The organism is Corallococcus aberystwythensis (genome assembly GCF_003612165.1).
Taxonomy (GTDB): Bacteria; Myxococcota; Myxococcia; order Myxococcales; family Myxococcaceae; genus Corallococcus; species Corallococcus aberystwythensis.
On record NZ_RAWK01000088.1, the window covers coordinates 1 to 14,551 of the forward strand.

A 14,551-nucleotide genomic window follows, 5' to 3' on the forward strand; every position below is an offset into this window, starting at 1 on the left:
GGGAGGGGACAGGCCATGAGGTGGGATGAGATGGGCGAGTCGCCCGGATGGGACAGGTCGGTGTCGCGGGACGGGAACGTGGACGGTGGGCCGGCTCGCGGTGGGCGGGGATCCGTCGTCGCTGTCGTGGCGGAGAAGCCCGCCGTGGCGCGCGACATCGCCCGGGTGCTGGGCGCCACCGAGCGCGGCGAGGGCTGCCTGCGCGGCAACGGCTACGTCGTCACGTGGGCCATTGGCCACCTGGTGGGCCTGGCCCAACCTCATGAGATTCGCCCGGAATGGAAGAAGTGGCACCGCTCGCACCTGCCCATGCTTCCGGCGGACTGGCCCCTGGTGGTGTCGGACTCCACGAAGGACCAGTTCGAGGTCGTCCGCCGGGTGATGAACGCGCCGGAGGTCTCCTCCGTGGTGTGCGCCACGGACGCCGGCCGCGAGGGCGAGCTCATCTTCCGGTACATCTACGACGCCGCCGGGTGCCGCAAGCCGGTGCGCCGGCTGTGGGTGTCGTCGCTCACCGAGCGCGCCATCCGCGACGGCTTCCAGCAGCTCAAGGACGGCAAGGCCTACGCACCGCTGGCGGACGCCGCCATGGGACGCAGCCGCGCGGACTGGCTCGTGGGCATGAACCTGTCGCGGCTCTACACGCTGGCGAGCGGCACCTACGGCAGCATGCTGTCCGTGGGACGCGTGCAGACGCCCACGCTGGCCATGGTGGTGGAGCGCGAGCTGGCCATCCGCGACTTCGTGCCCCGGGACTACCTGGAGGTCGTGGCCACCTTCGCGCCGCGCGGCAAGGGCGTGCCGCAGGGCGCGCGCTACCAGGGCACGTGGTTCCGCTCGGGGCCGGACGGCAAGCCGGTGATTCCGCCGGGCTATGACTCCGTGCGCGAGGCGCGCCGGCTGGACGCGGACGGCGTGGAGGCAGGCCGCGTCATCGACCGCGTGCGCGGCGGCAGCGCGGTGGTGGAGTCGCTGGACGCAGAGACGAAGCGGATGCCGCCGCCGCTGCTCTACGACCTGACGGAGTTGCAGCGCCACGCGAACCGGCTGTTCGGCTTCAGCGCGAAGCACACCCTGGAGGTCGCGCAGGCGCTCTATGAGAAGCACAAGCTCCTGAGCTACCCGCGCACGGCGAGCCGGCACCTGTCCGCGACGGTGGCGGACACCCTGCCGGAGGTGGTGCGCGCCATCCAGGCCCCGTACCAGGAGGACCTGGCGCCGGGCACGGGCGAGCGTCCGCTGGGCAAGCGCTACGTGGACGACGCGAAGGTCACGGACCACCACGCCATCATCCCCACGCCCATACCGGCGTCCGGCGTGCGGCTTTCACCGGACGAGCAGCGCCTCTACGACCTGGTGTGCCGGCGCCTGCTCCAGGCGTGGCACGAGGACCACGTCTGGAAGGTGACCACGGTCATCACCGCGGTGACGTCGAAGGGCGCCGCGGGCTCCGTGGTGGACCGCTTCCACAGCGCGGGCACTCAGGTGGAAAAGGTGGGCTGGAAGGTCCTGGACGTGGGGGGCGGACAGAAGGCGCCGCGCCTCAAGCCGGAGGGCAAGAAGGGCGCGGACAAGGACAAGGAGGACGAGCCGGACGACGAGCCGCAGGACCTGCCGCCGGGGCTCGCGCGCGGGCAGGCGCAGACGGTGGAGGACGTGGCGGCGATGAAGAAGCGCACCCGTCCGCCGCCGCGCTTCACGGAGGCCACGCTCCTGACCGCGATGGAGTCCGCCGGGCGCACGCTGGATGAGAAGGAGCTGGTGGACGCCATGCGCGACACGGGGCTGGGCACGCCCGCCACGCGCGCCGCGACCATCGAGCTGCTGCTCGAGCGCGAGTACCTGACCCGCGAGGGCAAGCGCCTGGTGGCCACGGAGAAGGGCATCCACCTCATCGGGGTGGTGCACCCGGACGTGAAGTCCCCCGTGATGACGGGCCAGTGGGAGGCGTGGCTCCAGCGCATCGAGCGCGGCCAGGGCGCGCTCGACTCGTTCATGAGCGGCATCGAGACGTATGTGCGGGAGGTCGTGGGCCAGGCGCCTACGTCGCTGCCGCCCACGCCCGGGGCCGGGAGCCGGAGCGGACCTGTGCCCGCGAGCGGACGCTTTGAATCCTCCCGGCCCCATCCCGCGCAGGGGCCCGCCGAGGAACTCTTCCGGACCCGCGAGGCCGCGACGGCCACCGTGCAGGGCGCGGCCCGCGCCAACACCGCGCGCAACGAGGTCGGTGCCTCCGCGAGCATGGCAGGAGGAGGCCCTCGCACGGGTGGCGCGTTCGGCCTCGGAGCAGCAGGCGACGCACGTCATGGGGTGGGCGCCTCCGCCAGCGGTGCGTCCCGTGGCGCAGCCCCCCTCGCGGATGCACATCACCCGGCGGGGCCTTCCGCCCACGGTGCTGCCGGTGGCGCTGACGTCCACGGGCCCTCACGGTTCGCGACGGGCGCTCCGGCTCACGGCCCCCATGGGGACGGGAGCGGCTGGACAGGCGCGGCCGCCGGGAACACGGCCCGGGCCGCGCCGCTGCGTGCCCCGGAACCCCCTCCCAGGATTCCCTCCGCGGAGGTGCGCACCGCCTTCGTCCAGGCCTCCACCGAGGGCTTCGGCCGGGCCAAACGTCAGCCCCAGGCCGTGAACATGGGCAGCGGGCGGCCGGAGCGCGTGCATCGCGCGCCCACGCCTCCAGACAAGCTGCGGGGCCTGCTCAAGGAGGCCTTCGGCTTCTCCGACTTCCGCCCGTACCAGGAAGAGGTCTGCCGCGCGGCCACGTCCGGCGAGGACCTGCTGCTGGTGATGCCCACGGGCGCGGGCAAGTCCCTCTGCTACCAGCTGCCGGGCCTCGCGCGCGCGGGCACCACCGTGGTCGTCAGCCCGCTCATCGCGCTGATGGAGGACCAGGTGCTGCGGCTCCAGTCGCTGGGCTTCGCCGCGGACCGCATCCACTCCGGCCGCGACCGGGCCACCTCCCGGCAGGTCTGCGCCGAGTACCTCGAAGGCCGCCTGGACTTCCTCTTCATCGCGCCGGAGCGCCTGGGCGTCCCCGGCTTCGTGGAGCTGCTGGCCCGCCGCACGCCCTCGCTCATCGCCATCGACGAGGCGCACTGCATCTCGCAGTGGGGCCACGACTTCCGTCCGGACTACCGGCTCCTGGGCTCGCGCCTTCCGCTGCTGCGTCCCGCGCCCGTGGTGGCCCTCACTGCCACCGCCACGCCGGACGTGCAGAAGGACATCGTCCAGCAGCTGGGCCTGCGCGGCTCACGGGGCGGCGCCGCGCACACCTTCATCCACGGCTTCCGCCGCACCAACATCGCCATCGAGGTGCGCGAGCTGAACCCGGGCGCTCGCGGCGACGCCATCCTGTCGCTGCTGCGCAACCCCGAGCACCGGCCCGCCATCGTCTACGCGTCCACGCGCAAGCACGCGGAGCAGTACGCGGACCTGCTCGCGCACGACTTCCACTCGGCGCCGTACCACGCGGGCCTCCAGCCCCAGGAGCGCGACCGCATCCAGGCCGCCTTCCTCAAGGGCCACCTGGAGGTCATCGTCGCGACGACGGCGTTCGGCATGGGCATCGACAAGGCGGACGTGCGCACCGTCATCCACGCGGCGCTGCCGGCCAGCCTGGAGGGCTACTACCAGGAGCTGGGGCGCGCGGGCCGCGACGGCAAGAACTCTCGCGCGGTGCTGCTCCACGCCTTCGTGGACCGGCGCACCCACGAGTTCTTCCACCGCCGCGACTACCCGGACCCCTCCGTCCTGGAACGCATCTACCAGGCCACCTCCAACGAGCTGGAGCCCAAGGCCTCCATCCAGGCCCGCGTGCGGGGGGACCCGGAGCTCTTCGACAAGGCGTTGGAGCAGCTGTGGATCCACGGCGGCGTGGAGATGACGCCCGACGAGGACGTGCGCCGGGGCCGCGCAGCCTGGGCCGTGGCGTACATCGCGCAGCGCGAGCGCAAGCAGCTGCACCTGGAACAGATGGGCCGGTACGCGGAAGCGCACGACTGCCGCATGCGGCACCTCGTCGCGCACTTCGGCGACGTGCAGGACTCCGGCGCCGCCTGCGGCCTGTGCGACGTCTGCGCCCCCGAGTCCTGCGAGGTGGTCCGCTTCGAGGAGCCCTCCGCCCTGGAGGCGCACGCGCTGGGCCGCATCCTGGAAGCGCTGCACGCCCGCGACGGCCAGGCCACCGGACGGCTGCACCGGGAGCTCTTTGGAGAGCAGCTCCACCGCCGCGACTTCGAACGGCTCGTGGGCGGGCTGGTGCGCGCGGGGCTCCTGCGCCTGGACTCGGACTCCTTCGACAAAGATGGCCAGGTCATCCTCTTCCAGCGGCTGTCCCTGACGGACACCGGCCGCCGCGCGCGCGTCATCGCCCCCGGACAGGTGGTGCTGCCGCAGGCGCGCGAGGTGCCCTCCAAGAAGCGCAAGGGCCGCACGGCCGCCGGTAGCACCAAGCGCGCGTCGTCCCGCAAGCGCGCGGCCAGCACGGCCGCCGCACCCCGGGGACGCGGCAAGAGCCGGAGCGCCGCTGATTCCTGGACGACGCGCGGAGCTTCCGGCGACGCGGACTTCGACCAGCGGGCGTTCCCCCCGGACGCACCCGCTCGGGGCTGGAAGGCGCGCGCCACGCCGGAGTCCTCACCGGGCCCGGGGCCCCGGGCGTCGTGGAACGCGTCCCGCACCGCGGAGCCGGACTTCGCGGCGCCACCGGCGTCCCCCGCCCTGGTGGAGACCCTCAAGGAGTGGCGCCTCACCGAGGCCCGCAAGCGCAAGGTGCCCGCCTTCCGCATCCTCACCGACCGCGTGCTGGACGCCATCGCCAGCGCCCGGCCCTCCAGCGGCGCGGAGCTGATGTCCATCCACGGCGTGGGCCCCGCCCTCACGGAGCGCTACGGCCCGCAGATCCTCTCGCTCGTGTCCCGCAGACGCTGATCCACGTGTTGCGCGGTGGACAGGGGCGGGCGGATCCGCACCCCGGGGCGGCGCCGTGCCCCGGGACGCGAACGTCCGGCGTCAGCGTGGATCCGCCAGGGGCCCTCCGGACCGCCGTGAACCGCCTGACAAGGGAAAGCCCTTTCCTGGGCCGCAGGCGCGGAGGGCAACCAGCCGGGCGTGAAGCTTGTTACCCAAGCTTGTAGGCAAAAGTCCGGGTGCCACCTTCTCGTCCACACGCGCATTGGGAGCGGCGTGGGGGTTCAAGGGGGCGCGCAAGATGGAGCTGGGTTTCGAGACGATTGGCAACGCCACACTCATCTGTCACGACAACGGCCCGGTGCTGGTGACCGACCCCTGGACGGACGGGGACGCCTACTTCGGCAGCTGGACGCTGTCCCACGAGATTCCGGACGAGCAGCGTCAGGCCATCCTGGACTGCCCCTACGTGTGGCTGTCCCACGGCCACCCGGACCACTTGAGCATGGCGTCGCTGGAGAAGCTGCGCACGCGCACCGTGCTCATCCCCAACCACGTGGGCGGCCGCATCCGGGACGACCTGCGCGAGGCGGGCTTCAAGGTCCAGGTGCTCCAGGACCGCGAGTGGACGCGCCTGTCGCCGCGCATCCGCGTGCTGTGCATCCCGGACGTGAACCAGGACGCGGTGCTCCTGGTGGAGGTGGGCGGCCGGCTCATCGTCAACCTCAACGACTCCGGGGACCGCGGCCAGGGCCGCTTCGTGCGCCGGGTCATCAAGGAATACAGCGAGACGTACCTCCTGGCCCTGTCCGGCTACGGCGACGCGGACATGATGAACTTCTTCACCGAGGACGGGAACCGCATCCTCCCGTACGCGGCGGCGAAGACGCCCGTGGGACAAACGATTGCGCGCATGGCGGACACGTACGGCGTCCGCTACTTCGTCCCCTTCAGCTCCATGCACAAGTACCAGCGCGCCGACAGCGTCTGGTGCTCCGAGTACACCACCACGCTGCCGGACTACGCGCGGGGCTTCGCCTCCAACACCTGCGAGATGCTCCCGGCCTTCCTGCGCCGCGACTTCACCAACGACTCCTCCGTCCGCATCAACCCCAAGGAGCGCACCATCAAGCCGGTGGACCCCAAGGAGTACGGGGATGACTGGAGCGAGCGGCTGGAGGCGGACGAGGTGAAGCAGCTGGAGCAGTACTTCCGCGCCGTCGAGCACCTGGGCGGCGTGCTGGACTTCCTGCGCTTCCGCGTGGGCGGCCAGGAGCACGTCATCGAGTTCAACAAGCGCCGCTTCGACAAGGGCATCACCTTCGAGGCGCCCCGCGGCTCGCTGATGACCGCCGTGAAGTACCAGGTGTTCGACGACCTGCTCATCGGCAACTTCATGAAGACCACCGTGCACGGCGGCTTCGGCAAGGGCAGCCTCTACCCGGACTTCAGCCCCTACGTGGCCAAGTACGCGGACAACGGCAAGGCCCGCACGGCGGCGCAGCTGCGCAACTACTTCAACGAGTACCGGAGCCGCGACATGGTGGGCTACCTGCGCCACCAGCTGGATGCCCACTGCGTGCGCCCCCTCCAGATTCAGTCCGCGGAGCTGCTGCGCACCCTGCTGCCCCCGGGCTCCAACACCTTCCGCATGGCCAAGGAGACCTACTGGAAGATGCGCCGCGCCATCCTGTAGGGGCTCCAATCAAAGCGCTGAAAACCTGACCGGAATCAGGACACCTCGCTGTCCCTTTCTCAGACAGCGATAGCTCCCAGTGAAAACCTCTGTCTTTTAAGGGGTTTGGCTTTGTAAACGTCACGTGAAGTGACGGTTGACGTGGGGAGGGCTGGAGCGGAAGCGCTCCAGCTATCCTCGCGTTTCCTGTTTTTCTCCTGTGAAGCCCCGTTGGCCCGACAGTTGCTCAATGGCCCGGCGCGCGGCTGACAGCGGCTGGCGGGAAGGCCAGACGGTGGCCGCGCATCCCTCGAAGGACAGGAAGAGTTCCCAATGCTCAAGTTCCGCTCTGTTGCGATGCTGGCCGGTGTCTCGCTGCTCGGTGCCGCGTGCGGTGGTCCCGAGTCCGCGCCGGAGTCCGAGGTCAAGCCCACGTGGGAGGAGTTCCAGGCGAACGCCTACCGTGAGCCGTGGGAGGGCGGGAAGATCATCGTCAACGGTGACGAGGCGCTGGAGTCCGAGGAGGAGCTCAAGGCCTACTTCCACAACGTCGTCGAGGCGCAGCTGGGCCAGTCGCAGGACGGTCTCGCCGTGTATTACATCGGCGGCGACATCAAGTGGAGCAGCACCCAGAAGCTGAACCTGACCTACTGCATCAGCAACAACTTCGGCACCAACAAGACGAAGATGGTGAACGCGATGGCGAGCGCGACGGCGGCCTGGGAGGCCACCGCGAACGTCAACTTCACCTACCTGTCCCAGTACGACGCGTCCTGCACCGCGTCCCAGACGGGCGTGCTGTTCGACGTGCGTCCGGTGTCGGGCCAGTCCTACGTGGCGCGCGCGTTCTTCCCGAACTCCAGCCGCTCCGGCCGCAACGTCCTGGTGGACAGCAGCGCCTTCGGCGCCACGGGCGCCTGGACGCTCACGGGCGTCATCCGCCACGAGCTGGGCCACACGCTGGGCTTCCGTCACGAGCACACCCGCTCCACCGCGAGCGGCTGCTACGAGGACAACCAGTGGCGCGCGCTGACCTCCACCTACGACCGCGCGTCGGTCATGCACTACCCGCAGTGCAACGGCACCCAGACGGGCGACCTCGTGCTGACCAGCCTGGACAAGCAGGGCGCCCGCTCGCTGTACCCGTGAGCTGAAGCACCGCCTTGAGGGGGCAGGGGCCGGTGGGAGCGTCGTCACGCTCCCGCGGGCCCCGTGCCGTTTCTGGAGGACTAGAAGCGGGCGGACACGCCCTCGGCCTCGCCCAGCCGCTCGAAGAAGATGAGCGTCTTGCCTCCGCGCTCGCCAATCTCCAGGCACTCCAGCACCCGGCTGTCGCCGTCCAGCTCCGCGGCGAGGTGGTCCGGTTCGAGGATGCGGTGGGTGATGCGCTCGTTCTCGCGGCCCACGATGATCTGCACCGCGCCGGAGTCGCTGCCCTTGGTCTCCAGGGAGATTTCCACCAGGGGCAGGCGGTCCGCGAGCGGCTGGTCGCCCGAGTCCGCGTCAATGGACTCCACGCGCACCCATTGGGTGGCGTCCTGCTTGCTGATGCCGGCGAGGTAGCTCGCCCACTGCTCCCTTGGAATGGTCTCGGTGATGTGTGCCATGGGCCGCCTCCGCGCGCCTGTCGTGTGCCTCAACCGTAAGGCGTCTGACTCGCGGGTGAAGGACGGGCCCGGCTGAACGACGCTCCGGGGACCCCGCGGACCGGGCCCCGGCACGTCGGCTGCCCTCACGTCAGTCGCGCACGGTGTGCACGGCGTCGTCCTTCAGCACCAGGCGCACCGTGGCGGCCTTCCCGTGGCCGAAGTGCTCGTAGGCGGCCTGCTCCAGCACGGGGGCCAGGGCGGTGCGCAGGCCGCGGGCGCCCGTCTCGCGCTTGAGGGCGCGGGCGACAATCCATTCACGCACGGCGGGGTCCACGGCGAGCTGCAGGCCTTCGTGCGCGAACTCGCGCTCCCAGGTGCGCAGCACGGTGTCCTGGAGGATGTCCCCCAGCGTGGCGGCGTCCAGCGGGTTGAAGGACACCAGCCGGTTGAAGCGGCCGATGAGCTCCGGGATGAAGCCGTAGCGGGAGAACGCGGTGGTGTTCTCCAGGTGCTCCTCGGTGATGCGCGTGGCGATGGAGTCCAGGTCCTTCTGGCCGCCCTTGCCCGGCTCGCGGCCGAAGCCCACGCGCTCCACGTGGGACATGTTCTCCGCGGTGCCCCGGAAGCCGCTGAAGGCGCCACAGGCGATGAAGGTGACGCAGCCCATCTCCAGGGACTCGGAGCGGATGCGGCTGGTGAAGCCGAAGTCCGGCGGGAAGGTGGCCTGGGGCGCGGAGAGCAGGTGCAGCAGGCTGCGCTGCACGCCAAAGCCGCTCACGTCCTTGGTGGTCTGCTGGCCGGAGAAGCGGCTGTCGGAGCGGCTGGTGGCGAGCTTGTCGAACTCGTCCATGCAGATGACGCCACAGGACGCCCACTCCACGTCGCGCTCGGCGGCTTCGTAGAGGCGGGACAGGAGCGTGCTGACGTCGTCGCCCACGTAGCCCGTTTCGGAGAACTGGGTTGCGTCCGCGAGCACGGTGGGCACGCCCAGGATTTCGCGGAACATCAGCTCCACGAGGAACGTCTTGCCGGAGCCGGTGGGCCCCAGGAAGAGGGCGTTCTCGCGGGTGCCGGGCTCTGGCTCCAGCCCCTCCAGGTACAGCCGGCGGATGCGGCGCAGGTGCCGGTACGCGAGCACGGAAGCCGCGCGGCGGGCCTCGGGCTGGCCCCGGTAGCCCAGGTCCCCCAGGCGCGCGTCGATGTCCTGCGGCGACAGCACCTCCAGCGCGGCCACGCGCTCCTGGATGGGCGGGCCTTCGGGGAAGGCGGAGGGTTGTTCGACGCCGGAACGGGGAGACATCGCGGAGGGACTCCAAGAGGGCGGGCGCGGCGGGGCGCCCCATCATCCGGGACGACCCGGGGCGCCACAAGCCATCCCCTCGCGGCGCCCGGCGTGCGGCCCTCCGTCCGCCGGTCCGCACTCGTGTGGGCCCAGAGGTCGGCCCGTGAACAGCGGTGGGGCGCGGGTGCGAGGGGTGCTCCCCGTGTCCACGTTGGCGCATTAACAGGGACACGACATGGCTCAACTGACTGAAGGACGTTCCCAGGCGCCGCGGCTGGGCGCGTGGTTGGAGGGTGGTTCCACGGTGCGCTGGCGCGTCTGGGCGCCGGGCCACAAGGGCGTGGACGTGGTCCTGTACGACGCGGAGGACCGCGTCCTGCGCAAGGTGCCGCTCACGGCCGAAGCGGACGGCTGCTTTGGCGCCGCGCTGCCGGACCTGGGCGAGGGCGCGCGCTACAAGCTCAGCGTGGACGGCGGAGACCCGTTCCCCGACCCCTGGTCCCGCTCGCAGCCCAAGGGCGTGCACGGCCCGTCGGAGGTCGTCAGCTCCGACCACGGCTGGACGGACTCGCAATGGAAGGGACCGGATCCGCGGGCGATGGTCATCTACGAGGTGCACGTGGGCACCGCCACGCCGGAGGGCACCTTCGAGGCGTTCATCCCGAAGCTGGCCCACCTGCGCGAGCTGGGCGTGAACACGCTGGAGCTCCTGCCCCTGGCCAGCTTCCCGGGCGCCCGCAACTGGGGCTACGACGGCGTGGACCTCTTCGCGCCGCAGGCCACCTACGGCGGGCCCAAGGGGCTGCGCAAGCTCATCGACGCGGCGCACGCGCACGGGCTCGCGGTGCTCATCGACGCCGTCTACAACCACTTCGGACCGGACGGGAACTACCTGCGCGCGTACTCGCCGCACTACTTCACCGGCAAGCACCACACGCCCTGGGGCGACGCGGTGAACTACGACAGCGAGGGCAGCCGCTTCGTGCGCTCGCTGGTGCTCTCCAACGTGGAGATGTGGATCCGCGACTACCACGCGGACGGCCTGCGCCTGGACGCCGCGCACGCCCTCGTGGATGACGGCCAGCCGCACCTGCTCGCGGAGATCGTCGAGCGCGCCCACGCCGCCGCGTCCGGCCGCCGCGTCGTCGTCATCGCGGAGGACGAGCGCAACGAACGCAAGCTCGTCACCCCCGCCGCTGAAGGCGGCTACGGCCTGGACGGCGTCTGGGCGGATGACCTGCACCACCAGCTGCGGCGCGCCTTCGCGGGCGACCACGAGGGCTACTACCAGGACTACACCGGCAGCGCGGAGGACCTGGCCGCGACGCTGCGTCAGGGCTGGTTCTACACGGGCCAGAAGTCCAAGAACCTGGGCCACGCGCGCGGCACGGACCCGAAGGGGCTGGGGCCGTGGCACTTCGTCCACTGCATCCAGAACCACGACCAGGTGGGCAACCGGCCCTTCGGCAACCGCCTGTCGGAGGACGTGTCCCCGGCCGCCTACCGCGCCATGAGCACGCTGCTGCTCCTGTCGCCCTTCACGCCGCTGCTCTTCATGGGCCAGGAGTGGAACGCGCGCACGCCGTTCCTCTACTTCACGGACCACAACGCGGAGCTGGGCAAGCTCGTCACGGAGGGGCGCCGCAAGGAGTTCGCCGGCTTCTCCCGCTTCAAGGGCGAGGAGGTGCCGGACCCGCAGGCCCGCGACACCTTCACCCGCTCCACGCTGGACTGGGGCGAGCTGGACGGCGCGGACGCCGCGGGCGTGCACCTGCTCTACAAGGAACTGCTGCGCCTGCGCGCCACGGAGCCCGTGCTCACCAGCCGTGAGGGCACGCACGACGCGCGTGCGCTGGGCCCGGACGCGTTCGTGCTGGAGCGCCGCGCGCAAGGGGACACGCTGCTCATCTTCGTGAACCTGAAGGGCTCGCTGGTGCACACGCTGCCCCCGCGCGCGAGCGTGGGCATCGTCGCGTGGAGTGAGAACCCGCGCTACGGCGGCACCGTGGAGGGCTCGCCGCTCACCGGCAACGTCCTGCGCCTGGAGGGCCCCTCCGCGGCGGTGGTGAAGCTGCGCGAGTAGCCCGCACGCAAAGGCAGACAGTGTTTCACGCGCGGCCCGTCACCCCGGAAGCAGGGGAGGCGGGCCGCGATGTTTCCGGACAGTGAAACATGCAACGACAGGGAATGCCCTCGGGGACAGGCCGGTACACGGCCTTCTTGGAGGAAACACCTTGTCCCCATCCCATCCATCGCCGTGGAAGCGGCACCTCACCACCACGAGCACGCTCCTGCTGCTCGGAGCCGCCGCACCGGCGTTCGCCGCGTCGGGCTTCACCGCCGTCACCGCCAGTGGGAATGACGGCAACCCGCCGTCCGCCACCGTTGACGGCAACCTCACCACGCGCTGGTCCAGCGACGGCGTGGGGCAGTGGCTGCGGGGCGATCTGGGCAGCGTGAAGTCGCTGTCCGCCGTGGACATCGCCTGGCACCGGGGCAACGAGCGCACCAACACGTTCGTCATCGCCACGTCCACGGATGGCAGCACCTGGTCCACCGCCGTCTCCAGGACGTCGTCCGGCACCACCGCCAACCTCGAGCGCTACAGCTTCACCGCGCGCAACGCCCGCTACGTGCGCGTCACCGTCAACGGGAACTCCGTCAACGCCTGGGCCAGCATCGCGGAGTGGGCCGCCATCACCGGCACCCCCACGCCGACGGCGGGCAAGGACCGCTTTGGCGTCACGCAGCTCTACCCCTCGAAGTCCGGGGGCGAGGCGTGGACGCTGGCGGACAACGCGCTGACGGACACGCGCTTCGACCCGCAGAACCCCATCACTCGCAACAGCGACGGCTCCTGGAAGATGAAGGACTCGCAGGTGCGGATGAGCGTCTTCACGTCCACGGGCTACGACGACCGGAAGATTCCCACCTACGACCGGGACGTGCTCGCGAGCCGCGGCTACATGCAGGCGCCGAACGACTGGAAGAACATCGAGATGACCGGCTTCGTGAAGGTCAACGCCACGTCCGACGTGAAGGACAACTTCGCCTGGTACGCGCGAGGCGGGAAGCACAACGACGACCACTCCGGCTGCGAGGGCAGCAGCTACAAGGCGGGCCTGCACTATGACGGCCGCGCGCGCTGGGAGAAGGAGACCTGGCATGTCTCCTACGAGCAGACGCCCTACGTCACGGCCACCTCCGCGCTCAAGGGCCGCTGGGTGGGCTTCAAGGCCGTCATGCGCAACGTCACGGTCAGCGGCCAGCCGGCCGTGAAGCTGGAGCTGTACGTCAACGAGAACGCGGACCGGGTGACGTGGAAGAAGGCCTCCGACACCACCGACGCGGGCAAGTGGGGCGGCGACGCCGGGCACTGCGGCGGCGCCGTGGCGGGCATGCCGATTACGTGGGGCGGCCCCATCGCGGTGTTCCGCTGGGACAACGCCACGGACGTGGACTTCAAGTGGCTGAGCGTCCGCGAAATCCAGCCCTGAACCCCGCGTGAAATCCCTCCCGCACGCGGCCTGACGCAGGACGGCAGGCCGCGCGCCGGGCGGGCGGGGAGGCCCGGGCCGGGGCTTTCCATCGACAGGGAGCGCCGGGGTGGGCAGCATGGCGCCGCCATGAACGTCGACCAAGCCCTCGCCTCGTCCGAGCGCATCTGGGAGCAGGAAATCCTCCCGGCGCTGGAGCGCTACATCCGCATCCCCAACAAGTCGCCCTCGTTCGATCCGGACTGGGTGAAGACCGGCCACATGGAGCAGGCCGTGCAGCTCATCTCGGACTGGTGCCGCGCGCAGACCGCGCACCTGCCGGGGCTGACGGTGGAGGTGGTCCGGCTGAAGACGGCGGACGGCAAGGACCGCACGCCGGTCATCTACATGGAGGTGCCCGGCACGCGCGGTGAGGACACCGTGCTCTTGTACGGACACCTGGACAAGCAGCCGGAGATGACCGGCTGGCGTGAGGGCCTGACGCCGTGGACCCCCGTGCGCGAGGGCGACAAGCTCTACGGGCGCGGCGGCGCGGATGACGGCTACTCCGCGTTCGCGTCGCTGTCCGCGCTGCGGCTGCTCAAGGAGCAGGGCGTGCCGCACGCCCGCTGCGCCATCGTCATCGAGGCGTGCGAGGAGAGCGGCAGCTACGACCTGCCCGCGTACATCGAAGCGCTGGCGCCGCGCATCGGCAAGCCGTCGCTGGTGGTGTGCCTGGACTCGGGCTGCGCGAACTATGACCAGCTGTGGATGACCACCAGCCTGCGCGGCATGGTGGCCGGCAACCTGCGCGTGGACATCCTCACGGAGGGCGTGCACTCCGGCGACGCCACGGGCGTGGTGGCATCCTCCATGCGCATCATGCGGCAGCTGCTGTCGCGCGTGGAGGATGAGGAGACGGGCTACATCAAGGTCCAGGCGCTGCACACGGAGATTCCGGAGGGCCGGCGCGAGCAGGCGAAGGCCGCGGCCCAGACGCTGGGCGACGAGCTGTCCTCGAAGTTCCCCTGGGTGGAGGGCGCGCGCCCGGTGACGACGGACGGCGCGGAGCTGGTGCTCAACCGCACCTGGCGGCCGGCGCTGGCGCTGACGGGCGTGGATGGCGTGCCGGGGCTGGCGAGCGCGGGCAACGTGCTGCGCCCCTTCACGACGTGGAAGCTGTCCATGCGCATCCCGCCGCGCGTGGATCCGAAGGTGGCCTCGAAGGCGCTGAAGGAGACGCTGGAGAAGGATCCGCCGTACGGCGCGAAGGTGTCGTTCGACGGGGACAAGGCGTCGGTGGGCTGGGACGCGCCGCCCCTGGCCGGCTGGCTGTCGCGCGCGGTGGAGTCCGCGTCCAAGTCCTGCTTCGGCAAGCCCGCCATGGCGATGGGCGAGGGTGGCACCATCCCGTTCATGGGCATGCTGGGCGAGCGCTTCCCGGAGGCGCAGTTCCTCATCACGGGCCTGCTGGGGCCGGGCAGCAACGCGCACGGGCCCAACGAGTTCCTGCACATCCCCACGGGCAAGAAGCTGACCGCCGCCGTGGCGAGCGTCGTCGCGGATCACTTCAAGCGGTAGTGCCTCACCGGAGGACGGGGCCGCGCACGCGCCCCGT

8 protein-coding genes are annotated in these 14,551 nt (G+C 70.8%); 6 read left to right on the forward strand and 2 right to left on the reverse strand.

The features are described from left to right. The first annotated feature begins 15 nt into the window (after positions 1-15). The 3 genes from D7W81_RS16255 to D7W81_RS16265 all read left to right on the forward strand — a co-directional run bounded on the left by D7W81_RS16255 (position 16) and on the right by D7W81_RS16265 (position 7,735). The gene (locus tag D7W81_RS16255) at positions 16-4,932 is read left to right on the forward strand and encodes a DNA topoisomerase 3 (protein ID WP_208721329.1); all 4,917 of its coding nucleotides are present in this window, start codon (positions 16-18) and stop codon (positions 4,930-4,932) included. A 280-nt stretch (positions 4,933-5,212) separates the two neighbouring features. Continuing rightward, complete coding sequence (locus D7W81_RS16260; protein ID WP_120556312.1) at positions 5,213-6,607, forward strand: MBL fold metallo-hydrolase; 1,395 nt, start codon at positions 5,213-5,215, stop codon at positions 6,605-6,607. A 312-nt stretch (positions 6,608-6,919) separates the two neighbouring features. Next, positions 6,920-7,735 carry a M57 family metalloprotease gene (locus D7W81_RS16265; protein ID WP_120556294.1) on the forward strand — a complete coding sequence of 272 codons (816 nt, stop codon included), beginning with the start codon at positions 6,920-6,922 and terminating at the stop codon, positions 7,733-7,735. 80 nt (positions 7,736-7,815) lie between these two features. On the opposite strand, the gene D7W81_RS16270 is transcribed toward D7W81_RS16265, so the two are convergent. Continuing rightward, on the reverse strand, positions 7,816-8,193 hold the full coding sequence (locus D7W81_RS16270; protein WP_120556295.1) for a DUF5335 family protein: 378 nt from the start codon (positions 8,191-8,193) through the stop codon (positions 7,816-7,818). Between the two features lie 130 nt (positions 8,194-8,323). After that, positions 8,324-9,475, reverse strand: a complete 1,152-nt coding sequence (locus D7W81_RS16275; RefSeq protein WP_120556296.1) for an AAA family ATPase — start codon at positions 9,473-9,475, stop codon at positions 8,324-8,326. Positions 9,476-9,692: 217 nt separating this feature from the next. Here D7W81_RS16275 and treZ point away from each other — a divergent pair, with 217 nt between their 5' ends. From treZ to D7W81_RS16290, 3 genes are all read left to right on the forward strand, one after another. Next, positions 9,693-11,540 carry a malto-oligosyltrehalose trehalohydrolase gene (gene treZ / locus D7W81_RS16280; protein WP_120556297.1) on the forward strand — a complete coding sequence of 616 codons (1,848 nt, stop codon included), beginning with the start codon at positions 9,693-9,695 and terminating at the stop codon, positions 11,538-11,540. Between the two features lie 151 nt (positions 11,541-11,691). Then, positions 11,692-12,954, forward strand: coding sequence for a discoidin domain-containing protein (locus D7W81_RS16285; RefSeq protein WP_120556298.1), 1,263 nt, complete (start codon positions 11,692-11,694; stop codon positions 12,952-12,954). A 129-nt stretch (positions 12,955-13,083) separates the two neighbouring features. After that, positions 13,084-14,514, forward strand: coding sequence for a M20 family metallopeptidase (locus tag D7W81_RS16290; RefSeq protein WP_120556299.1), 1,431 nt, complete (start codon positions 13,084-13,086; stop codon positions 14,512-14,514). Positions 14,515-14,551 lie beyond the last annotated feature (37 nt).

Excerpts from the sequence above, each read along its gene's own strand:
- D7W81_RS16255 (WP_208721329.1), top strand. The coding sequence starts at position 16 with ATGAGGTGGGATGAGATGGGCGAGTCGCCCGGATGGGACAGGTCGGTG.
- D7W81_RS16260 (WP_120556312.1), top strand. The coding sequence starts at position 5,213 with ATGGAGCTGGGTTTCGAGACGATTGGCAACGCCACACTCATCTGTCAC.
- D7W81_RS16265 (WP_120556294.1), top strand. The coding sequence starts at position 6,920 with ATGCTCAAGTTCCGCTCTGTTGCGATGCTGGCCGGTGTCTCGCTGCTC.
- D7W81_RS16270 (WP_120556295.1), bottom strand. The coding sequence starts at position 8,193 with ATGGCACACATCACCGAGACCATTCCAAGGGAGCAGTGGGCGAGCTAC.
- D7W81_RS16275 (WP_120556296.1), bottom strand. The coding sequence starts at position 9,475 with ATGTCTCCCCGTTCCGGCGTCGAACAACCCTCCGCCTTCCCCGAAGGC.
- treZ (WP_120556297.1), top strand. The coding sequence starts at position 9,693 with ATGGCTCAACTGACTGAAGGACGTTCCCAGGCGCCGCGGCTGGGCGCG.
- D7W81_RS16290 (WP_120556299.1), top strand. The coding sequence starts at position 13,084 with ATGAACGTCGACCAAGCCCTCGCCTCGTCCGAGCGCATCTGGGAGCAG.